Origin of the sequence: Roseovarius aquimarinus (genome assembly GCF_043661195.1) — a bacterium.
Taxonomy (GTDB): Bacteria; Pseudomonadota; Alphaproteobacteria; order Rhodobacterales; family Rhodobacteraceae; genus Roseovarius; species Roseovarius aquimarinus.
Genome location: NZ_JBIHMM010000001.1, coordinates 379,958 through 400,251, shown reverse-complemented (window position 1 = coordinate 400,251; position 20,294 = coordinate 379,958). Strand labels below are relative to the sequence as shown.

Sequence of the window (20,294 nt, the reverse complement as noted above, 5' to 3'; positions counted from 1 at the left end):
CATGTTAGTCGCCGATAGCCAGCCCCTCGCGGCGCGGATCGGCCCCGCCCGTCAGCGTCTCGCCGATGGCGATGATGTGCAGCCCGGAATTGAGATCGCGCAGCTCCACCTCGTAGCCAAGATCGCGCAAGGGGCCGGCGAGCGCCTCGGCGCGGGTCCCCGCTTCCAGATCATACGTGCCGAAGCGGTTCACCGCATGCGGCATCGACGCGACCTCCTGCACATCCATGCTCCAGTCGAGATGCCCCACGATCGCATTCGCGACATAGGGAATGATGCGGCTGCCCCCCGGACTGCCCAGGACGAGGCGCGGTGCGCCGTCCTTCATCACGATCGTCGGCGCCATCGACGAGCGCGGGCGCTTTCCCGGCGCCGGAGCATTGGCGATGGGCAGGCCGTCCTCGTGGCTCGCAAAGCTGAAATCCGTCAGCTCGTTGTTGAGCAGGAACCCCGCCGCCATGAGGCGCGAGCCGAAGGCGTTCTCGATCGTCGTCGTCATCGAGAGCGCGTTGCCGTAGCCATCGACGATGGAGATGTGCGAGGTGGACGCACGTTCGGGCGAGAGGCCGTCGGCCCAGAGAAGCGCGTGATCGAATTCGGGGCGTCCCGGCGCCACGGTCTCGAGCGCGCGGCCTTCGTCCAGCAGCTTGCCCCGCTCGGCCAGATAGGCCGGATCGAGCATCCCCTCGGTCGGGACCGGCACGAAATCGGGGTCGGCGACATAGCGGCCCCGGTCCGCGAAGGCGAGCCGGCTCGCGTCGCCGATGAGGCGCCGCGCGTCCGGCGCATCGGGGCCGAGCGCGGCCAGATCATACGCGGCCAGCGCGCCCAGCGTCTGGCCGACGGCGAGCGCGCCCGACGAGGGCGGGCCCATGCCGCAGACACCATGGCCGCGATAGGGCGCGCAGACCGCCGGACGCTCCTTGACGCTGTAGAGGATCATATCGAGCAGGCCGAGCGTGCCGGGATTTCCCGGCGCCGATTGCACCGCGCGGGTGATCTTGCGGGCGATCTCGCCGGTATAGAACGGTGCGGGGCCCTCGGTGGCGAAGAGCGCCAGCGTCTCGGCATAGTCCGGATTGCTCAGCCTTTCGCCCGCCGTCAAGGCGCGCCCGCCCGGGAGGAAATAGTCGCGCGTGGCGGGAAACCGATCGAGCGTGTCGGCATTGGCGGCGATGGAGGCCGCCATGCGCGGGCTGACCTCGAAGCCGTTCGCGGCATGGTCCTGCGCCTCGGTGAAGAGATCGGCCCAGTCGAGCCGCCCCCAACGCGCATGCGCCTCGGCCAGAAGCATCGGCGTGCCCGGCACCCCGACCGAACGGCCGCCCACGACCGCCTCGAAGAATCCCATCGGCGCGCCGCCCTGCTGAAACAGCGTCGGCGAGACGCCCTGCGGCGCCGTCTCGCGCCCGTCGAGCGTGGTGAGCGCGCCGCTGCGCGCGTCGTACCAGACAAGGAACGCGCCGCCGCCGAGGCCCGAGCTTTGCGGCTCGACCAGCCCCAGCACGAGCTGCGCCGCCACCATCGCATCCGCCGCGCTGCCGCCCTCGCGCAGAACGCGCGCCCCGGCACGGCTGGCCAGCGGGTGCGCTGTGACGATCATCCAGTCCTCGGCCTCGACGGGGGCCGTGGGCGCGCTGCGCTCGAAGGCGCCCTGCTCGGGCGCGACGGCATCGGCGGCCTGCTGCGCCGCCGCGCCCGCGCCCCAGAAGGCCAGGAGGATCAGCAGCGCGCGCATGTCAGAGCATCGCCGGGACGACCTGATCGGGCGGGCGATGCCCGTCGGCCCAGGTCTTGATGTTCAAAAGCACCTTTTCGCCCATCTCGATCCGCCCCTCGGTGGTGGCCGAGCCCATATGCGGCAGGAGCACCACGTTCTTGAGCTCGCGCAGGCGCGGATTGGCCGCGTCCTCGTATACATCGAGCCCCGCGCCCGCGATCTCGCCCGCGCGCAGCATCCGGGTGAGCGCGTTTTGGTCGATCACCTCGCCGCGCGAGGTGTTCACGATCACCGCCTCGGGCTTCATGAGCTTGAGCCGCCGCGCGTTCATCAGATGGAAGGTCGAAGGCGTGTGCGGGCAGTTGACCGAGATGACGTCCATACGCGAGACCATCTGATCGAGACTCTCCCACCATGTCGCCCCCAGCGCCGCCTCGGTTTCGGGGCGCAGGCGCTTGCGGTTGTGGTAATGCACCTGCATGCCGAAGGCCGACGCGCGCCGCGCCACCGCCTGCCCGATCCGCCCGAGGCCCAGAATGCCGAGACGGCGCCCCGAGACGCGCCCGCCCATCAGAGCCGTGGGCGACCAGCCGTCCCAGGCGCCCGATTGCATCATCGCCAGACCCTCGGGGATGCGGCGCAGCGTGGCGAGGATCAGCGCCATCGCCATGTCCGCGGTATCATCCGCCGACACCCCCGGCGTGTTCGACACGAGAATGCCCCGCTGGCGCGCCGTGGCGACGTCGATGTGATCCACCCCCGCGCCGTAATTCGCGATCAGCTTGAGCCGGTCGCCCGCCTGCCCGATCAGCCCCGCATCGACCTTGTCGCTCAGCGTCGGAACGAGCACGTCGCAGCTGCGCGCGGCCTCGGCCAGCTCCTCGCGGCTCATCGGGGTGTCGTCCGTGCGCAGCCGCGTGTCGAACAATTCGCACAGCCGCGCCTCGACCGGCTCCGGCAGGCGCCGCGTCACTGCGACACTGGGTCGTTGAGATGGCATGGAGCGCCTCCTTGATCTTCCATATTCCGCGCCGAGATGGCATGGTGGCGCAGGAACGGGCGAGGCACAAGAACCCCGCAGGGTGGAACGGACAGAATTCCCGAGATGAACAGGATCCCGAGCATCGCAATCGTGCTGGCCCTTTGCGCCGCACTGCCCCTCGGCGCGGCCGCACAGGAGCGCGGGCCGGTCGGCCCCGTCACCAACCTGCCGCTGCCGCGCTACGTGTCGATGAAGGCCGCCGAGGGCAACGCCCGGCGCGGGCCGAGCCGCACGCATCGCATCGACTGGATCTTCAAGCGCCGCGACACACCGCTCGAGATCACCGCCGAGCATGGCCACTGGCGCCGGGTGCAGGACCGCGATGGCGCGGGCGGCTGGATGCATTACTCGCTCCTGTCGGGCGTGCGCACCGTCATCGTCGAGCGCGACATGCAGCCGATGCGCGCCATGCCAAACCCCGACTCGCTCGTCGTCGCGCAGCTCGAGCTCGGGGTGATCGCGCGCATCGACGAATGCGCCAAGGACTGGTGCCATCTCGACGTCGGCGGCTACGACGGATGGGTGCCGAAATCGGCGCTCTGGGGCGTCGGCCCGGACGAGATCCTGGACTGAGACGGGGTGCGGGAGCGCATGACGCTCGCCCGCGTCCGCCCTCCCTCCAGCGCACGAAAATTTCCGCCGAATTTTTCGCCGAGAGGTCTTGCGCCCCAATCCGGCTCGGTTTAACACCCACGCCAAGTTGGGGTGTAGCCAAGCGGTAAGGCATCGGTTTTTGGTACCGTGTATCGTAGGTTCGAATCCTACCACCCCAGCCATTTCATCCTTGTTTCCGCACTCGCGCACCCGCCCCTGACCTTACGTCAAGGGAACGCACGGCCTATCTGCCCTGTTGTTATTTAGCAAAACGTCGGCGTAAGCTGGCGGTCCGGTCATGCGAAACGCAAAGGGTATCCTCTAGATGACGCCATTCGCGATTGCAGGTGTTCAGATGTACGTGAACGCGTTGCACCCCAATGTGGACGGAATGATCCACCGTCTCGATCTGCTGATGGCGCGCTTTCCCTGGACGCAGATGGTGCTCTTTTCCGAGCTTGCGCCCTTCGGTCCGCTGACCAAGTCTTCGCTGCCGCTGCGCAACGACACGGTCGAGCGGTTTCAGGAGGCGGCGCGGCGCCACAATGTCTGGCTCATCCCCGGCTCGATGTTCGAGACCGCCGAAGACGGGCGCATCTTCAACACCTCGACGGTGATCGACCCCGCCGGCGAGATCGTCTGCCATTACCGCAAGATGTTTCCCTTCCGCCCCTACGAGGCGGGGGTGGATGCGGGCACCGGGTTCTGCGTGTTCGACGTGCCGGATGTGGGCCGCTTCGGCCTCTCGATCTGCTATGACATGTGGTTTCCCGAAACGACGCGCCAGTTGACCAGTCAAGGCGTCGAGGTGCTGCTGCACCCCGTGCTGACCGGCACCACGGACCGCGAGGCGGAGCTCTCGATCGCGCGGGCGACGGCGGCGCAGTTCCAGTGCTACATCTTCGACGTGAACGGGCTCGGCGCCGGTGGCGTGGGCAAGTCCTGCGTCGTCGATCCCTCCTCGACCGTGCTGCACCAGTCGGCGGGGCAAGAGGACATGTTTCCCATCGAGGTGGACCTCAGCCATGTGCGCCGCCAGCGCGAGCGCGGGATGAAGGGGCTGGGGCAGGTTCTGAAAAGCTTCCGTGACCGCGAGGTCGATTTTTCCGTCTACGACCGGAGCAGCGGCACCGACGCCTATCTTCACACGCTTGGCCCGCTGGCCATACCGGGGCAGGACACAACAGGTGCGGCGCGCGCGGGCGTCACCACCGATCCGGGCGAGCCGCGCGGGCGGCACGAGGCCGATCACGCCGTGCCCGGCATCAAGGTCGGAGGCGTGCCGCCGCTCAGCAACTGACAAGCCCATAACGACAATAACAGCAGGCGATCAGACCCTGCCCGATACCGTCACCACCGCCAGCTTCTGATCGCCCGCACCAACGCGGGGAACTGAAATGCACTCGATGGCAGACTATTACTCGGCAGTCCAATTGCGCGCCGACCGCTGGAGTTCGCTGCGCGAGGCGGCCGGCGAATTGGCCCGCGCGGGCGGCGAGCGCGGCACGCAGAAGCTGAAGGCGCAGATCGCCGAGCTGATGGATCAGCTCGCCCCGATCGAGACCTTCTGGGCCTTTCCCGGCACCACGGCCTTCGAGAGCCTGCGCCGCCAGTTCGAGGCGGGTCATCACGAGGAGCTGGCCTTCACCGTGCAGCGCATCTTGCGCGCCCTGACCAGCGGCGCCTATCGCCGCCGTCACATCCCGCTCGACCGCGAGGGGATCGACAATGACGATCACGAGGACGAGGCGATGCAGTCGCTCGAGGCGCGTGCGCTCAGCAAGCCCTATTTCGAGGTGCTCGTCGTCGACAATCTCAACGAGCATCAGGAACGCTGGCTGAAATCCAACTTCCAGCGCATGCGCCGCACCGAGGATCCCTTCCATTATGAGCCGGTCGTCGTGCCGAGCCTTCAGGACGCGCTCATGGGCGTTCTTTTCAACCACAACATCCAGGCCATCGTGGTGCGGCCGGGCCTCACGCTCGAGTCGAAACTGGTTCTTCCCATTCTCGAGCGGTATCTGAACCGCGCGGGGGGCGCCAAGGCGCTGGAGGAGCTCGATCCCGGCAATTACGGCCCCGCGCTCTGCCGCATGATCGCGCGCGTGCGCCCCGAGCTTGATGCCTATCTCATCACCGACCGCTCGGTCGAGGATATCGCGGGGCTCGATCTCGGGATCTGCCGCCGCGTCTTCTACAATCAGGAGGACTTCCTCGAGCTGCATCTCAACATCATTCGCGGCGTGCAGGCGCGGTTCAAGACACCCTTCTTCACCGCGCTCGTCGAGTATTCCAAGCAGCCCACCGGCGTCTTTCACGCGATGCCGATCAGCCGGGGCAAGTCGATCAGCCGCTCGCACTGGATCCAGGACATGGGCGCATTCTATGGCCCGAACATCTTCCTTGCGGAAACCTCCGCCACCTCGGGCGGCCTCGACAGCCTGCTCGAGCCGCATGGCCCCATAAAGGAAGCGCAGCGCCTCGCCAGCCGCGCCTTCGGCTCGAAACAGACGTATTTCGCGACGAACGGCACCTCGACCTGCAACAAGATCGTCGTGCAAGCCCTTGTTCGGCCTGGCGATATCGTTCTGGTCGATCGGGACTGCCACAAGTCGCACCATTACGGGATGGTGCTGGCGGGCGCGCAGGTCTGCTATCTCGACAGCTATCCGCTCAACGAATATTCGATGTATGGCGCGGTGCCGCTGAAGGACATCAAGAAGCAGCTGCTCGAGCTGAAGGCGGCGGGCAAGCTCGACCGCGTGCGCATGCTCCTGCTGACCAACTGCACCTTCGATGGCATCGTCTACAATGTCGAGCGTGTGATGGAGGAATGCCTCGCCATCAAGCCCGACCTCGTCTTTCTCTGGGACGAGGCGTGGTTCGCCTTCGCCCGTTTCGGCCCCACCTACAGACAGCGCACCGCGATGAACGCGGCGAACAACCTGCGCGAGAAGCTGCGCAGCGAGGCGCATGTCAAGGCCTACGAGGCCCAGCAGGCGGAGTTGAAAGGCAAGGGCGACGAAGCGTGGCTGAGCACGCGGCTCTTGCCCCCGCCGGATGCGCGCGTGCGCATCTACGCGACACAATCGACGCACAAGACCCTGACATCGCTGCGCCAAGGCTCGATGATCCATGTGCATGACCAGGACTTCAAGGGCGAGGTCGAAGCGGCCTTTCACGAAGCCTACATGACCCACACCTCTACCTCGCCCAATTACCAGATCATCGCGTCACTGGACGTGGGGCGCCGCCAAGTCGAGCTGGAAGGCTTTGAATTCGTTCAAAGACAGGTTGAAGCCGCCATGTCGATGCGGCGCGCGATCTCGACCCATCCGCTCTTGCAGAAATACTTCAAGGTGCTGACCGCGGGCGACATGATCCCCGAGGAGCACCGCGAAAGCGGCGTGACGAGCTATTACGACCCGCAGCAAGGCTGGACCGATATCTGGGACTGCTGGGAGAGCGACGAATTCGTGCTCGATGCCACGCGCGTGACGCTAGCCGTCGGCGGCACCGGCTGGGACGGCGACACGTTCAAGACTCAGATCCTGATGGATAAATACGGCATCCAGATCAACAAGACGTCGCGCAACACCGTGCTTTTCATGACCAATATCGGCACGACACGCTCCTCGGTCGCGTATCTGATCGAGGTGCTGGTCGAGATCGCGCGCGAGCTGGATGAATTGCAGGACGACGCGTCGATGATGGAGCGGCGCGGCTTCGAGCGGCGTGTGGCCAACCTCATGGACGATCTGCCGCCCCTGCCCGATTTCAGCCGCTTCCACGACAGCTTCCGTTCCGAGGCCGAGACGCCCGAGGGCGATATCCGCTCGGCCTTCTTTCTCAGCTACGACGACAGGAATTGCGACTATCTCGAGCTTGACGGCTCGATCCACGAGGCGATGCGCTCGGGCGATGACGTCGTCTCGGCGCAGTTCATTATCCCCTACCCGCCCGGCTTTCCGATCCTCGTGCCCGGCCAGGTCGTCAGCGCCGAGATCCTCGACTTCATGCGCGCGCTCGACGTGAGCGAGATCCACGGCTACCGCGCCGATCTGGGCCTGCGGGTCTTCACGCAGGACGCGCTGAAGAAACAGGGCAAGGCGAATGCCGCGCGGCTCAAGCTCAACGATGCACGCGCCAAACTTTGAGACAACGATAAAGAAACGATCAAGGGAGACAGACACATGGCTACTGAACTTGCGAACATCTCGGAGATCCGCCGGCATTTTCACCGCAACGAGGATCCGATCTATTTCATCTCGGCCACGAATTTCAACCTGCTGGGCCTCGATGAATGGTGCAAGAATTTCAAGTACATCTGCTATATCGACTGCTATGGCGGCAAGCATCCGAACACCTTCGTGCCCTCCGAGCAGCCGCATGCCGAATTCCAGTCGATCGAGGACATCAACAATTACCTTCTCCAGCACAAGGAGGTGATCGACCTCGTCAAGCGGCGCGGCGGCAAGCCCAAATTCGTCTTCCTCATGTTCGACGAAGAGACCGAGCGGCTCTCGAAGGAGCTGGGCGCGGATGTGTGGTTCCCGAAGGCCAAGCTGCGCCAGAAGATGGACAACAAGATCGAGACCGTGCGGATCGGCAACAAGGCGGGCGTGCCGTCGGTGCCCAATACGCTGAGCGAGGTCGAAAGCTACAAGCACCTGCGCGAGATTTGCGAGAAGGCGGGCCTCGGGCATGATCTGGTGCTGCAATCGGCCTATGGCGACAGCGGGCACACCACCTTCTTCATCAAGTCCGAGGCCGATTTCCGCCGCCACGAGCATGAGATCGTCGGCGAGGGCGAGATCAAGATCATGAAGCGGATCGACTGCCGCGGCTCGGCCATCGAGGGCTGCGCCACCAAGGAAGGCACGATCGTCGGCCCGCTGATGACCGAGCTTGTCGGCTTCAAGGAGTTGACGCCCTATCGCGGCGGCTGGTGCGGCAACGAGATTTTCGCCACCGCCTTTCCGCCCAAGGTGCGCGAGAAGGCCCGAGAGCTCACGTTCAAGTTCGGCGAGCAACTTCGCAAGGAAGGCTATCGCGGCTATTTCGAGCTCGATTTCCTGATCGACAAGAAGACCGGCGACATCTGGCTGGGCGAGCTCAATCCGCGCATCACCGGCTGCTCGTCCATGACCAATCATGCGGCCTTCGCCCATGCCGACGCGCCTCTCTTCCTTTTCCACCTGCTCGAATTCTCCAAGAAGAAGTTCAAGCTGGACGTGGACGAGCTGAACGGCCGCTGGGCCGATCCCAAGATGATCGACTCGTGGTCGCAGATGGTCATCAAGCATACCGATGACACCGTCGACATCGCGACCCACGTGCCCGAGACGGGCATCTACCGCATGCGCGAGGACGGCAGCGTGGATTTCAACCGCTTCGACTATCACCGCCGCGCCGTGGAGAGCGAGAACGAGGCGTTTTTCCTGCGCATCCTCCAACCCGGCGATTATCGCTATGAGGGCGCCGATATCGGCATTCTGGTGACGCGCGGGCGCTCGATGACGAACGGCTTCAAGCTGACCGAGCGGGCCAAGCGCTGGATCCACGGCATCAAGCAGGGTGTGCAGGGCCGCCCCATGCCCTCCGCCGAGGCCGGTCCCGCCCTTGCGGATCCCGCGTTCAAGATCATGTAGCCTTTGCATGAGGCTCGCCTGGCGCGCGATATCCGAGGACGATCCCGGCCCGAAATGGGCCGGGCTTTTTCGCGAGTACTGGCCCGCCTATCACCGCTGGTGGGCGCGCGAGGGGGCCGAGGCACGCCCGGGCTTCTGGGACAGCCACAAGGCCTTGCGCGCCCATATGCCCGAAATGCTGCCCCTCTACGAGGACTTGGTCGAGCTGGCCGGCGGCACCGATCATGCGGCCCGCTTTCTCAGCTTCTATTGTCCGCCGCCCTATCTTTCGGCGTGCAGTCAGGCGATCTGGCCAGGGGCCGAGCCGGTCATGGTGCGCAATTACGATTACTCGCCCAAGGCTTTCGACAGCCTGACGCTGCGCACCAAATGGCAGGGGCGCGCCGTCATGGGCACCTCGGACGGGCTCTGGGGGCTGGTGGACGGGATCAACGATGCGGGGCTCGCCGTCTCGCTCACCTTCGGGGGGCGGCGCGTCGTCGGGGACGGCTTCGGCGTGCCGCTCATCCTGCGCTACGTTCTGCAAACCTGCGAGACCGCCGCCGAGGCGGGCCGCGTCCTCGCGCGTGTGCCCACCCACATGAGCTACAACGTCACCGTGCTCGACCGAAAGCGCACCTTCCTGACCGCGCTCATGGCGCCCGACCGGCAAACCGTCATCACTCATCAGGCGGTCGCCACGAACCATCAGGAGCGCGTCGAATGGGCGAGCCACGCGCGGTTCACCGCGACGGTCGAGCGCGAGCGCTATCTGCTCAGGCGCCTCACGCTCCATGTCGAGGCCGAGGAGAAATTCATCGGCGCCTTCCTGCGCCCGCCCCTCTATTCCACGCGGTTCGATCAGGGTTTCGGCACGCTCTACACCGCCGTCCTGAGGCCCCGGCAGCACCAGATGGAGCTTTGCTGGCCGCATGCACGCTGGCCCTTCGATCTGCACGATTTCCGCGAGGATACGCGGATCATCTACACGCCGGAGGGAACGGCGCAGGTGAAATAAGGCCGGAAGTCAAAGCTCGTGCATCACATCAGCTTTGCCCTGCAAGACACTACCAACGCTTGCGGAATTTTCCCGGCGCCATGTCGAATTTCAGCCGGAAGGCCCGCGCGAAGGCCGAGGTGCCGCCGAAGCCCGTGGCCGCCGCGATCTCGGCGATGGGCAAATCCGTCTCGCTCAGCAGCGAATAGGCGCGCGCAAGGCGCATGTCGGTATAGTATCGGCGCGGGCTGAGACCGGTATGCTGCACGAAGCTGCGCTCGAGCTGGCGCTTCGAGATGCCCGCCCCGCGCGCGATTTCCTCGACGCTCAACGGATCCTCGAGATTGAGCTGCATCAGCCGCATCGCGGCGATGAGGTGCCGGTTGCGACTCCCGATGACTGCCGAATGCGCCGTCTTCTGCGGCATGTGGTCCGAATGACTGCGGCCATGCAGACACATGTCCGACACCGTGAGCGCGAATTCCGAGCCGAAATCATCCTCGATCACGCTCAGCATGAGGTCCGTCGAGGCCGACCCGCCCGCCGCCGTCATCAACTCGCCATCCACCTCGTAGAGGTTGGGCGTCGGCACGAGATCGGGATGCGCCTCGATGAAGGCGGGCTGGTTCTCCCAATGGAGGGTGAAGGTGCGCCCGGTCAGAAGCCCCGCCCGCGCGAGCGTGAAGGCCCCGGTGCAGATCGCGCCCACCGGCACGCCATGCGCCGCCTGCCGCGCGGCCCAGCGGACCACTGCGGGATCGACCGTCTCGGCCGGCTCGACGCCCGAGCAGATGAAGATGCGCGCGCCCCGCCCCGGCGGACCCAGCGCCGCATCCGCCACGATGGAGATATTGTTCGAGCAGCGCACCGGCGCGCCGCCGGGCGTCATCGTGCGCCAGCGGTATAGCTCCTGCTGCGAGATCTGGTTGGCCACCCGCAACGGCTCGATCGCCGCCGACAGCGCAAGCATCGTGAGCTTCGGGAGCAGCACGAATTCGAACAGACGCGGCGCCGCGACGCGCGCGATGCGAAAGCTGGCCGCGCCCTTCGGGATGTAGTCGGAATGGGTCATGTCGCTCGGTGCGGTTGGGGCGATCCCATCATATCACGCCGCTCCGGCGAGGCCCAGAGGAGGGGCCTCACCCGCCGATTACGTCGAGGAGCGCGGCATGAAGCTCGGGCGTCGCGGCCGTCACCACGCGCCCGTCCGAGCCGAGCGAGAGCGCGCGCCCCTCCCAATCGGTGATGATCCCGCCCGCCGCCTCGATCAGCGGCACGAGAGGCAGGAAATCATAGGGCTCGAGACCGATATCCGTGACCGCGTCGATCTGCCCCGCCGCGACCATCGCATGCGGATAGCAGTCGTAGGAGACGCGCCGCGTGTGCCCGAGCCTGCAAAGCCGCGCGAAAAGCGCCGGATCGAGGTCGGTCATCCGCTCGGCCTCGTTGATGAAAATCCGGGCCTCGGCGAGGCTGCGGGTCGCGCGCACGGCGATGGGCGCGCCGTTCAGCACCGCCCCCCCTCCCAGCACGCCCGCGAAGGTCTCGTTCAGGGCCGGCATGCGCACGATGCCCACCTGCGGCACGCCGTCCACAAGATGCCCGATCAGCATACCGAAGGCCGGATAGCCCGTCAGGAAAAAGCGCGTGCCGTCGATCGGGTCGATGATCCAGGCCGGCCCCTCGAGCGAGCCTTCGGTGCCGAACTCCTCGCCGAAGATGCCGTGACCGGGAAATTCCGAGGCGAGCGCGGCGCGGATCGCCTCTTCGGTCGCGCGGTCGGCGACGGTGACGGGGCTTGCGTCGTGATCGTCCTTGATCTCGATCCCGAGACCGCCTTGGCGGAAGTGGCGCATGGGCACGGCGCTCGCCTCCTCGGCGATGCGCGCGGCGATGCGGGCGATCTCCTCGAGCATCATGGCGCCGCCACCTCGATACGCAGCGACCAGCCGCGCGCGGCGCGCGCCAGCGCCTCGGGTGGCGCGGCATCGGTGACGAGGATGTCGATCAGGGACGGATCGCACAGCGTGATCGGCGCGGGCGCGCCGAACTTGGCCGAGTCGCCCGCCACGATGCGCCGCGCCGCATTTCCGAGGATCGCGCGGCTGAAATTTGCCTCTTCCAGATCGAAGAGCATGAAGCCGTCCTCCGCCGTGATGCCCGCCGTCGAGAGGACCGCGAAATCGGTCTTGAAATTGCGGGCGAATTCCATCGCCTCGGCCCCGAAGGCGCCCCCGTCATGGGCGCGCAGCGCCCCGCCCGCCATATAGACGCGGTTGCCGCCCCGCGTCGCCAGCTTGTAGGCGACCGACACGGAATTGGTCACGACCATCAGCCCCAGATGCTCGCGCAGCGCGTCGGCGATATAGCTTGTGGTGCTGCCCACATCGAGGAAGATCGACGCGCCGTCGGGGATCATGCCCGCGACATGGCGCGCGATGCGCTGCTTGGCCTCCGGCGCGATGCGCAGCCGGTGCTGGAAGTCGCCCTCGCCCGCCATCTCGGCCAGACGCGCGCCGCCATGCATCTTGTCGACATGCCCGGCCTCGGCCAGAACCTTGAGATTGCGGCGCACCGTTTCCTCGCTCACGCCGAGATCGGAGGCGAGCCGCCCCACGCGCAGCGAGCCGCCCGCGCGGCGCAGCGCGTCGAGAATCTCCTGCTGTCTGTGGGTCGGGTGCGCGCTGTCCATGGTTCTACCGTTTGGGAGTGTTTCGCCGCCTTGCCTCGGCCAGCGCGCGATACAGCACGCAGCGCGAAATACAAGGGCGGTCGGCGCAAACTTGGCATGAGCCCCGCCCATATCCAACATAATTCCACAATTTATGTTGCGAAATGTTGTTTTCTGCGCTTCACTTTCCCAAGCCGCCCCAGCGAAACGAGGCGCGGCCACCAACATGGGAGCCATTTTATGAAACGCATTGCCACCTGCGCCGCCGCGCTCGCCGCTGCCGCCTTCCCCGCTTTCGCCGACGTCGAGAGCCAGGATCCGATCCGCCTGACCACGCATGACTGGACCGGCCAGATCGTCAACACGACCATTCTGAAGAACGTGCTCGAAAAGGCCGGCTACAATGTCGAGCTGGTTCAGGCCGATTACATCGCGCAATTCGCGGGGCTCAAGACGGGGGATCTGCATGTCGCGTCGGAGATCTGGGAGACGACGGGCCGCGAGGCGATGGACGAGGCCGTGGCCAGCGGCAATGTCGTCAACATGGGCGAGAGCGGCATGATCGCCATCGAGGAATGGTGGTATCCCGCCTATATGGAGGCGCGCTGCCCCGGCCTGCCGAACTGGGAGGCGCTCAACGATTGCGCATCCGAATTCGCCACCTCCGAGACGGCACCGCTCGGGCGCTATCTGGGCGGGCCGGTGACGTGGGGCGGCTTCGACGAGGAACGCGTCGAAGCGCTCGGCCTTGATTTCGAGGTGGTCCATGCGGGCACGGACGCCGCGCTCTTCGCCGAACTCGAATCGGCCTATCAGCGCGAGGCGCCCATCGTGCTCTGGCTCTACTCGCCGCATTGGGCGCCCGCGAAATACGAGGGCAAGTTCATCGAATTCCCCGAATATTCCAAGGAATGCTACGAGGACCCCTCGGTCGGCGTGAACCCCGATGCCGCCTATGATTGCGGCAAGCCCACCGGCCCGATCTGGAAGGTCGCATGGTCGGGCGTCGAGGAGAAATGGCCCGGCGCCGCCGAGATCATCCGCAACTACACGCTTACCAACGAAGAGATGGGCGCCATGGTCTCGGCCGTCGATCTCGAGGGCAAGTCGATCGACGAGGTGGCGGATGCGTGGATGACCGACAATGCCGAGAAGGTGGATGGCTGGATCAACTGAACCTCCCTGAGCCTGACGGGGGGCGCGACTTGCCCCCCGTTTTTTCGCTGCCCCCGTTCCGAACGACCACCACCCGAGGTGCCGATGCCCCGCGCCCCCAAGCTGATCTGCCGCGATGTCTGGAAGCTCTACGGCCCCGACCCTGTGCAGTTTCTCGCCCGAAACCCGTCGCCCGAGGATGCCGCGCTGCGCGAGGCGGGCATGATCGGCGCCGTGCGCGCTGCCGATGTCGAAATCCGCGAGGGCGAGATCTTCGTCATCATGGGGCTTTCCGGCTCGGGCAAGTCCACGCTGGTGCGGTGTCTCTCGCGCCTCGTGGAGCCGACAGGCGGCGCGATCGAATTCGACGGCGACGACCTTCTGGCCATGAGCGAGGCGCAGCTCACGCAGCTTCGCCGCAAAAAGATCGGCATGGTCTTTCAGAATTTTGCGCTTCTGCCGCATCTGACCGTCCTGCAGAACGTGGCCTTCCCGCTCGAGGTTCAGGGCGCGCCGCGCGCCCAGCGCGAAGCCCGCGCGCATGAGATGATCGAGATCGTCGGCCTCAAGGGCCGCGAGCACTATTTTCCGCGCCAGCTTTCGGGCGGGCAACAGCAGCGCGTCGGCATCGCCCGCAGCCTCGTGGGCGCACCCGAGATCTGGTTTCTCGACGAGCCGTTCTCGGCACTCGATCCGCTGATCCGGCGCGAGATGCAGGACGAATTCCTGCGCCTTCAGGGGCTTCTGCACAAGACCATCGTCTTCATCACGCATGATTTCGACGAGGCGATCCGCCTCGCCGACCGCATCGCGGTGATGAAGGACGGGCGCATCGTGCAGACCGCGACGCCCGAGGAGCTGGTGCTGAACCCCGCGACTGGCTATGTCGCTGAATTCACGAAACATATCCCGCGCGGCAAGGTTCTCACAACCCGCAGCGTGATGGCGCCTCTGGGGGATGGCCCCTTTGCGGGCGATCTCGAGGCCAGCGCGCGCGTCGCGGACGTGGCCGACGCGGTCGAAGCCGCCCCGCACCCGTTCCGGGTGATAGAGGCGGGCAGGCCCATCGGGCAACTCGGCGCCGCCGCGGTGATCGACGTGCTGATCGGGCGGCAGCGGGCGGGCGCCCCTGCATGATCTGGCGGCGGATCAGCACGCCCGGCGCCCTCTTCTGGTGGGGGCTTCTGGCGGTGACGTGGCTTTTGTCGCAGTACTCCTTCGCGCTCTACAAGGCGTTCGACGCGCGCTGGATCATCCGTTTCCCCGCGGGCTGGCAAGTGGATTTCGAGGGCTGGATTTCGGCCTTCATGCGCTGGCTGCTGGAGGATGCCACATTCGGTCTCTTCACATTTCGCGACTTGACCCGCTTCATCTCGGGGCTGATCGAAATTCCCTACGACGCGGCGCGCGCCCTTCTGGCGGACGGCTTCATCAGCGGCCTCGGCTCGAACGCGGTCGAGATCGCGCCGCCCCTCAGCTGGCTGGCGGTGACCGCGCTGATGGTGATGCTGGCGCGCTATGCCAAGGACTGGACGCTCGCCGCGCTCGTCGGTGCCTGCTTCGCCTATCTCGCCGTCTTCGGCCAATGGCAGAGCGCGATGGTGACGCTCGCTTCGGTGGTCATCGCCGTGCCCATCGGCGTCCTGGGCGGCCTCGCGCTCGGTATCGCGTGCTACCGCGCGCCCTGGTTCGAGCGGGCCTTGCGCCCGGTGCTCGACCTCATGCAGACGGTGCCCATCTTCGCCTATCTGGTGCCGATCCTCTTTCTGTTCGGCTTCGGCCCCGTCTCGGCGCTGGTGGCGACGGTGATCTACGCGATGCCCCCGATGGTGCGCGTCGCCACGGTCGCCTTGCAGACCGTGCCGCCCGAAGTGGTGGAGGCGGGCCATATGGCGGGCTGCACGCGGCGCCAGATGATGTGGAAGGTCCTTGTGCCCAGCGCGGGACCCACGCTGATGGTGGGCGTCAATCAGGTCATCATGCTCTCGCTCAACATGGTGATCATCGCGTCGATGATCGGCGCAGGCGGCCTCGGCTTCGACGTGCTGAGCGCGCTGCGCAGCCTCGATATCGGCGGCGGGATCGAGGCGGGCCTCGCCATCGTGGTCATCGCCATCGCGCTCGACCGGGTCAGCCAGGCCTTCGCCACCCGCCTGCCGGACGCGGTGCCAGCCCAGGGCGCCGGCCCCTTGCAGCGTCATCCCTATCTCGTCGCCGCCGCGCTGATCGTCGCGGGCACCTATCTCGCCGGTCTCGCGATCCCCTTCGTTCAGGACTATCCCGAGCGGCTCACCCTCACCACCTCCGCCTTCTGGGAGGATGCGATGCGCTGGATCAACGTGACGTTCTTCGACACGCTCGATGCGATCAAGTCCTTCTTCCTCACCTGGCTTCTCTTGCCGGTCAAACGCTTCTTCACCGGCATTCCCTGGGCCTGGGGCATCGTCGCGGCAGCGCTCGCGGCGGGGCGCATCGGAGGCTGGAAGCTGGGGCTGATGGCCGGGATCATGACCGCGCTCATCGCCTGCGTGGGCCTTTGGAACGAGGCGATGACGACGGTCTATCTTTGCGGTGTCTCGGTTCTGATCGCCTATGCCATCGGCGTGCCCCTTGGCATCTGGGCCGGGCAGCGCGCGCGGGCGCATGCCTGGGTCGGCGCCTTCATCGACACGCTGCAGACGCTGCCCAGTTTCGTATATCTCATCCCGGTCGTCATGCTCTTCCGGGTGGGGGAATTCTCGGCCATGATCGCGGTCGTGCTCTACGCGCTCGCCCCGGCCGTGCGCTATGCCGCGCATGGCGTGCGCTCGGTCGATCCGCAGATGATCGAGGCGGGGCTGGTCGCGGGGTGCACGCCCCGGCAGCTTCTGTGGCGCATCAAGCTGCCGCTCGCCGCGCCCTCGCTGCTGCTGGGTCTTAACCAGACGATCATGCTGGCGCTCTCGATGCTGGTCATCACCGCGCTCGTCGGGACGCGCGATCTGGGGCAGGAAGTCTATATCGCACTGACCAAGGCCAATACCGGGCAAGGCATCGTGGCGGGCGTCGCGGTGGCCTTCATCGCCATCATCGCGGATCGCATCATTTCGGCCATGGCGCGACGATCGAAGGAAAGGCTGGGACTGACATGACACCCGATGACGCCATCGCCGCCGCGCGCGCCCTGCCCTGCTGGAGCGATGTCACGGCGGCCGCCCCGCTGGACGGCGGCATCACCAATCACAATATTCGCGTCACCGATGCGGGCCGCGATTACGTGGTGCGGCTCGGGCAGGACATCCCCGAGCATGGCATCCTGCGCTGGCACGAACTGGCTTTGAGCCATGCCGCCGCCGATGCGGGCCTCTCTCCGCCCGTGCGCCACCATCAGGAGGGCGCGCTGGTGATCGACTACATCCCCAGCACCGCGCTCACCGAAGAGGATCTGCACGACGAGGCGACGCTCATGCAGGCGACGGACCTCGTGGCACAGCTCCACCGCGATCTGCCGAGACACGCGCACGGCCCGACGCTCGCCTTCTGGGTCTTTCACATCCTGCGCAGCTACGCGCATGACCTGCGCCAGCGCGGCTCGCGCCACACGCCGAAGCTGAGCGGCCTTCTGGAGGAGGCGGATGCGCTCGAGCGGGCCGTCGGCCCGGTGCGGATGGTGCTCGGCCATAACGATCTTCTGCCCGCCAACATCCTGCGAGACGACAGCCGCATGTGGCTGATCGACTGGGAATACGGCGGCTGGAATTCGCCCCTCTTCGATCTGGGCGGGCTGGCCAGCAACGCCGCCCTGCCGCGCGAGGCCGAGGAGGCGATGCTGGCGCGATACCATGGCGACGCGCCCGGCCCGGACCTTTGGCGCAGCTATGAGGCGATGAAATGCGCCTCGCTCCTGCGCGAGACGATGTGGTCGATGGTGAGCGAGCAGACCTCCGCCATCGATTTCGACTATGCCGATTACACCGACAAGAATCTCGGCCGCTACCGCGAGGCGCTGGCCGCCCTCAAAGCCCAAGGACACCTGACATGAGCGACTTTCCAAAAGAGGCCCGAGCGGTCATCGTCGGCGGCGGCATCATAGGCTGCTCGACCGCCTATCACCTCGCCGATCTAGGGTGGGACGTGGTGCTGCTCGAGCGCAAGAAGCTGACCTCGGGAACCACCTTTCACGCGGCGGGCCTCGTGGGCCAGTTGCGCTCGAGCGCCAACATCACGCAGCTTCTGGGCTATTCCGTCGATCTCTACAAACGGCTCGAGGCCGAGACGGGCCAGGCGACGGGCTGGAAGATGAACGGCGGCCTGCGCCTTGCCTGCAACGAGGAGCGCTGGACCGAAGTCAAACGGCAGGCGACCACAGCACATAGTTTCGGGCTGGAGATGGAACTACTGACGCCGTCCGAAGCGCAGAAGCTCTGGCCCCTGATGCAGGTCGATGACGTGATCGGCGCGGCCTACCTGCCCACGGACGGGCAAGCGAACCCCTCGGACATCACCCTGTCGCTGGCCAAGGGCGCACGGCAAAAGGGCGCGCGCATCTTCGAGGATACTAAAGTGACGGAGGTTATCGTCGAAGATGGCGTCATCAAGGGCGTCGAGACGGAAAAGGGCCGCATTGACGCGCCCATCGTCATCGCCTGCTGCGGTCAGTGGACGCGGGCCTTCGCCAAGACGGTCGGGGTCAATGTCCCGCTCGTTCCGGTCGAGCATCAATACATGGTGACCGAACCGATCGAGGGCGTCACCCCGGACCTGCCCACCCTGCGCGATCCCGACCGGCTGACCTATTACAAGGAGGAGGTCGGCGGCCTCGTCATGGGCGGCTACGAGGCGAACCCGATCCTCTGGGCCAGGGACGGCATTCCGAAGGGGTTCCATTACACGCTTCTCGACAGCAATTTCGACCATTTCGAGCAATTGATGGAATTGTCGCTGGGCCGCGTCCCGGCGCTCGAGACCGCAGGCATCAAGACGCTCACGAACGGCCCCGAAAGCTTCACACCCGATGGCAATTTCATCCTCGGCGAGGCGCCCGAGCTGCGCAATTTCTTCGTCGGCGCGGGCTTCAACGCCTACGGCATCGCGGCGGGCGGCGGCGCGGGCATGGCCCTCGCGGAATGGGTCGCCAAGGGGCAGCCGCCCTACGATCTCTGGGCCGTCGATATCCGCCGCTTCGGGCGCCCGCATTTCGACGATGACTGGATCCGCGCGCGCACCTACGAAGCCTATGGCAAGCATTACACGATGGCCTGGCCCAGCGAGGAGCAGACAAGCGCGCGCCCCTGCCGCAAGTCCCCGCTCTACGATGTGCTGAAATCTCAGGGCGCCGTCTTTGGCGAGAAACTGGGCTGGGAGCGGCCCAACTGGTTCGCCGAGCCGGGCGAGGAGGCGCATGACATCTACACTTTCGGCACGCCCAACTGGCAGGGCGCCGTCGCGCGCGAGCACAAGGCGGCGCGCGAGGCGGCGGTGATCTTCGATCAGACCTCCTTCGCCAAATTCGTGCTTAAAGGCCCGGATGCCGAGGCCGCGCTGGGCTGGATCGCGGCGAATGACGTGCGCGGGCCGGTGGGCAAGCTGACCTATACACAGATGCTCAACGATCACGGAGGCATCGAGTGCGATCTGACCTGCGCAAGGGTGGCCGAGGATACGTTCTACATCGTCACCGGCACAGGCTTCGCCACGCATGATTTCGACCATATCGCGCGCAACATTCCCGCCGGCATGAACGCGCAGCTTTTCGATGTGACATCGGCCTATTCGGTGCTGTCGCTGATGGGACCGAAGGCGCGCGATATCCTTCAGTCGGTCACGCATGCGGATGTCTCGAACGCGGCCTTCCCCTTCGGCGCGGTCCGGACCATCGGCATCGCGGGCGCGCCGGTCCGCGCGCTGCGCGTGACCTATGTGGGCGAGCTGGGCTGGGAGCTGCATATCCCGACCGAATACGCGACCCCCGTCCATGCCAGGCTTTCCGAAGCGGGCGCGGCGCACGGGCTGCGCAACGCAGGCTACCGCGCGCTCGAGACCCTGCGGCTCGAAAAGGGCTATCGCGCCTGGGCCGCGGATATCGGGCCGGATCATACGCCGTTCGAAGCGGGGCTCGGCTGGGCCGTCAAGCTCAAGACCGATCTCGATTTCCGGGGCCGTGCCGCCTGCGAAGCGCAGAAGGCGAAGGGCGTGCGCAAGATGATGGCCAGCTTCACCGCAGATCCGGGCGTGATCCTGTCGGGGCGCGAGACGATCCTGAAAGACGGCAAGCGCTGCGGCTGGCTGAGTTCGGCGGGCTACGGCCACACGATCGGAGCGCCGATCGGCATGGGCTATGTGCGCTCGGACGATGTTCTGACGCGCGACGAAGTGGCGGCCGGGAGCTATCAGCTCGAGGTCGCGGGCGACCGGGTGGCGGCCCAAATCCACCTCGCGCCGCTCTACGATCCGAAGATGGAGCGGGTCAAAACGTGAAAGGGCGGGCCATCGCGGCCCGCCCCTCT

The 20,294-nt window shown here is 66.1% G+C and carries 15 protein-coding genes and 1 tRNA gene; 11 read left to right on the top strand and 5 right to left on the bottom strand.

Annotated elements, in window-relative coordinates; all coding sequences use genetic code 11:
• Positions 1-4: 4 nt before the first annotated feature.
• Together ggt and ACGRVM_RS01905 are read right to left on the bottom strand one after the other, a co-directional pair.
• Positions 5-1,738, bottom strand: coding sequence for a gamma-glutamyltransferase (gene ggt / locus ACGRVM_RS01910; protein WP_377169241.1), 1,734 nt, complete (start codon positions 1,736-1,738; stop codon positions 5-7).
• Between the two features lies 1 nt (position 1,739).
• Entirely contained in the window at positions 1,740-2,720 is a 981-nt protein-coding gene (locus ACGRVM_RS01905) for a 2-hydroxyacid dehydrogenase (protein ID WP_377169244.1), read from the bottom strand.
• Positions 2,721-2,825: 105 nt separating this feature from the next.
• Here ACGRVM_RS01905 and ACGRVM_RS01900 point away from each other — a divergent pair, with 105 nt between their 5' ends.
• The 6 genes from ACGRVM_RS01900 (at position 2,826) to ACGRVM_RS01875 (ending at position 10,004) form a co-directional block, all read left to right on the top strand.
• Complete coding sequence (locus ACGRVM_RS01900; protein ID WP_377169246.1) at positions 2,826-3,335, top strand: SH3 domain-containing protein; 510 nt, start codon at positions 2,826-2,828, stop codon at positions 3,333-3,335.
• Positions 3,336-3,463: 128 nt separating this feature from the next.
• Positions 3,464-3,538 (top strand) — tRNA-Gln (locus tag ACGRVM_RS01895).
• A 143-nt stretch (positions 3,539-3,681) separates the two neighbouring features.
• Positions 3,682-4,656: a carbon-nitrogen hydrolase family protein gene (locus tag ACGRVM_RS01890; protein WP_377169248.1), complete on the top strand. Its 975-nt coding sequence runs from the start codon at positions 3,682-3,684 to the stop codon at positions 4,654-4,656.
• A gap of 97 nt (positions 4,657-4,753) precedes the next feature.
• Positions 4,754-7,513: an aminotransferase class I/II-fold pyridoxal phosphate-dependent enzyme gene (locus ACGRVM_RS01885; RefSeq protein WP_377169250.1), complete on the top strand. Its 2,760-nt coding sequence runs from the start codon at positions 4,754-4,756 to the stop codon at positions 7,511-7,513.
• A gap of 36 nt (positions 7,514-7,549) precedes the next feature.
• Complete coding sequence (locus ACGRVM_RS01880; RefSeq protein ID WP_377169252.1) at positions 7,550-9,007, top strand: biotin carboxylase; 1,458 nt, start codon at positions 7,550-7,552, stop codon at positions 9,005-9,007.
• 7 nt (positions 9,008-9,014) lie between these two features.
• On the top strand, positions 9,015-10,004 hold the full coding sequence (locus tag ACGRVM_RS01875; RefSeq protein WP_377169254.1) for a C45 family autoproteolytic acyltransferase/hydolase: 990 nt from the start codon (positions 9,015-9,017) through the stop codon (positions 10,002-10,004).
• Between the two features lie 49 nt (positions 10,005-10,053).
• Here ACGRVM_RS01875 and ACGRVM_RS01870 read toward each other — a convergent pair whose 3' ends face one another.
• The 3 genes from ACGRVM_RS01870 to ACGRVM_RS01860 form a co-directional block, all read right to left on the bottom strand.
• Complete coding sequence (locus tag ACGRVM_RS01870) at positions 10,054-11,055, bottom strand: GlxA family transcriptional regulator (protein ID WP_377169256.1); 1,002 nt, start codon at positions 11,053-11,055, stop codon at positions 10,054-10,056.
• Between the two features lie 67 nt (positions 11,056-11,122).
• Positions 11,123-11,902: an inositol monophosphatase family protein gene (locus ACGRVM_RS01865; protein ID WP_377169258.1), complete on the bottom strand. Its 780-nt coding sequence runs from the start codon at positions 11,900-11,902 to the stop codon at positions 11,123-11,125.
• Entirely contained in the window at positions 11,899-12,675 is a 777-nt protein-coding gene (locus ACGRVM_RS01860; protein WP_377169261.1) for a DeoR/GlpR family DNA-binding transcription regulator, read from the bottom strand. Before ACGRVM_RS01860 ends, ACGRVM_RS01865 begins: the two co-directional genes overlap by 4 nt.
• 219 nt (positions 12,676-12,894) lie before the next feature.
• Between ACGRVM_RS01860 and ACGRVM_RS01855 the strand changes: the two genes are divergently transcribed.
• From ACGRVM_RS01855 to ACGRVM_RS01835, 5 genes are all read left to right on the top strand, one after another.
• Positions 12,895-13,830, top strand: coding sequence for an ABC transporter substrate-binding protein (locus ACGRVM_RS01855; protein WP_377169263.1), 936 nt, complete (start codon positions 12,895-12,897; stop codon positions 13,828-13,830).
• An 84-nt stretch (positions 13,831-13,914) separates the two neighbouring features.
• Positions 13,915-14,946, top strand: coding sequence for a quaternary amine ABC transporter ATP-binding protein (locus tag ACGRVM_RS01850; RefSeq protein WP_377169266.1), 1,032 nt, complete (start codon positions 13,915-13,917; stop codon positions 14,944-14,946).
• Positions 14,943-16,940, top strand: a complete 1,998-nt coding sequence (locus tag ACGRVM_RS01845; RefSeq protein ID WP_377169268.1) for an ABC transporter permease — start codon at positions 14,943-14,945, stop codon at positions 16,938-16,940. Before ACGRVM_RS01850 ends, ACGRVM_RS01845 begins: the two co-directional genes overlap by 4 nt.
• Positions 16,937-17,830, top strand: a complete 894-nt coding sequence (locus tag ACGRVM_RS01840; RefSeq protein WP_377169271.1) for a phosphotransferase — start codon at positions 16,937-16,939, stop codon at positions 17,828-17,830. The genes ACGRVM_RS01845 and ACGRVM_RS01840 overlap by 4 nt, the downstream gene beginning before the upstream one ends.
• Complete coding sequence (locus tag ACGRVM_RS01835) at positions 17,827-20,265, top strand: GcvT family protein (protein ID WP_377169273.1); 2,439 nt, start codon at positions 17,827-17,829, stop codon at positions 20,263-20,265. Before ACGRVM_RS01840 ends, ACGRVM_RS01835 begins: the two co-directional genes overlap by 4 nt.
• The last annotated feature ends 29 nt before the right edge of the window (positions 20,266-20,294 follow it).

Coding starts and splice junctions, on each gene's coding strand:
- ggt (WP_377169241.1), bottom strand. CDS start 1,738: ATGCGCGCGCTGCTGATCCTCCTGGCCTTCTGGGGCGCGGGCGCGGCG.
- ACGRVM_RS01905 (WP_377169244.1), bottom strand. CDS start 2,720: ATGCCATCTCAACGACCCAGTGTCGCAGTGACGCGGCGCCTGCCGGAG.
- ACGRVM_RS01900 (WP_377169246.1), top strand. CDS start 2,826: ATGAACAGGATCCCGAGCATCGCAATCGTGCTGGCCCTTTGCGCCGCA.
- ACGRVM_RS01890 (WP_377169248.1), top strand. CDS start 3,682: ATGACGCCATTCGCGATTGCAGGTGTTCAGATGTACGTGAACGCGTTG.
- ACGRVM_RS01885 (WP_377169250.1), top strand. CDS start 4,754: ATGCACTCGATGGCAGACTATTACTCGGCAGTCCAATTGCGCGCCGAC.
- ACGRVM_RS01880 (WP_377169252.1), top strand. CDS start 7,550: ATGGCTACTGAACTTGCGAACATCTCGGAGATCCGCCGGCATTTTCAC.
- ACGRVM_RS01875 (WP_377169254.1), top strand. CDS start 9,015: ATGAGGCTCGCCTGGCGCGCGATATCCGAGGACGATCCCGGCCCGAAA.
- ACGRVM_RS01870 (WP_377169256.1), bottom strand. CDS start 11,055: ATGACCCATTCCGACTACATCCCGAAGGGCGCGGCCAGCTTTCGCATC.
- ACGRVM_RS01865 (WP_377169258.1), bottom strand. CDS start 11,902: ATGATGCTCGAGGAGATCGCCCGCATCGCCGCGCGCATCGCCGAGGAG.
- ACGRVM_RS01860 (WP_377169261.1), bottom strand. CDS start 12,675: ATGGACAGCGCGCACCCGACCCACAGACAGCAGGAGATTCTCGACGCG.
- ACGRVM_RS01855 (WP_377169263.1), top strand. CDS start 12,895: ATGAAACGCATTGCCACCTGCGCCGCCGCGCTCGCCGCTGCCGCCTTC.
- ACGRVM_RS01850 (WP_377169266.1), top strand. CDS start 13,915: ATGCCCCGCGCCCCCAAGCTGATCTGCCGCGATGTCTGGAAGCTCTAC.
- ACGRVM_RS01845 (WP_377169268.1), top strand. CDS start 14,943: ATGATCTGGCGGCGGATCAGCACGCCCGGCGCCCTCTTCTGGTGGGGG.
- ACGRVM_RS01840 (WP_377169271.1), top strand. CDS start 16,937: ATGACACCCGATGACGCCATCGCCGCCGCGCGCGCCCTGCCCTGCTGG.
- ACGRVM_RS01835 (WP_377169273.1), top strand. CDS start 17,827: ATGAGCGACTTTCCAAAAGAGGCCCGAGCGGTCATCGTCGGCGGCGGC.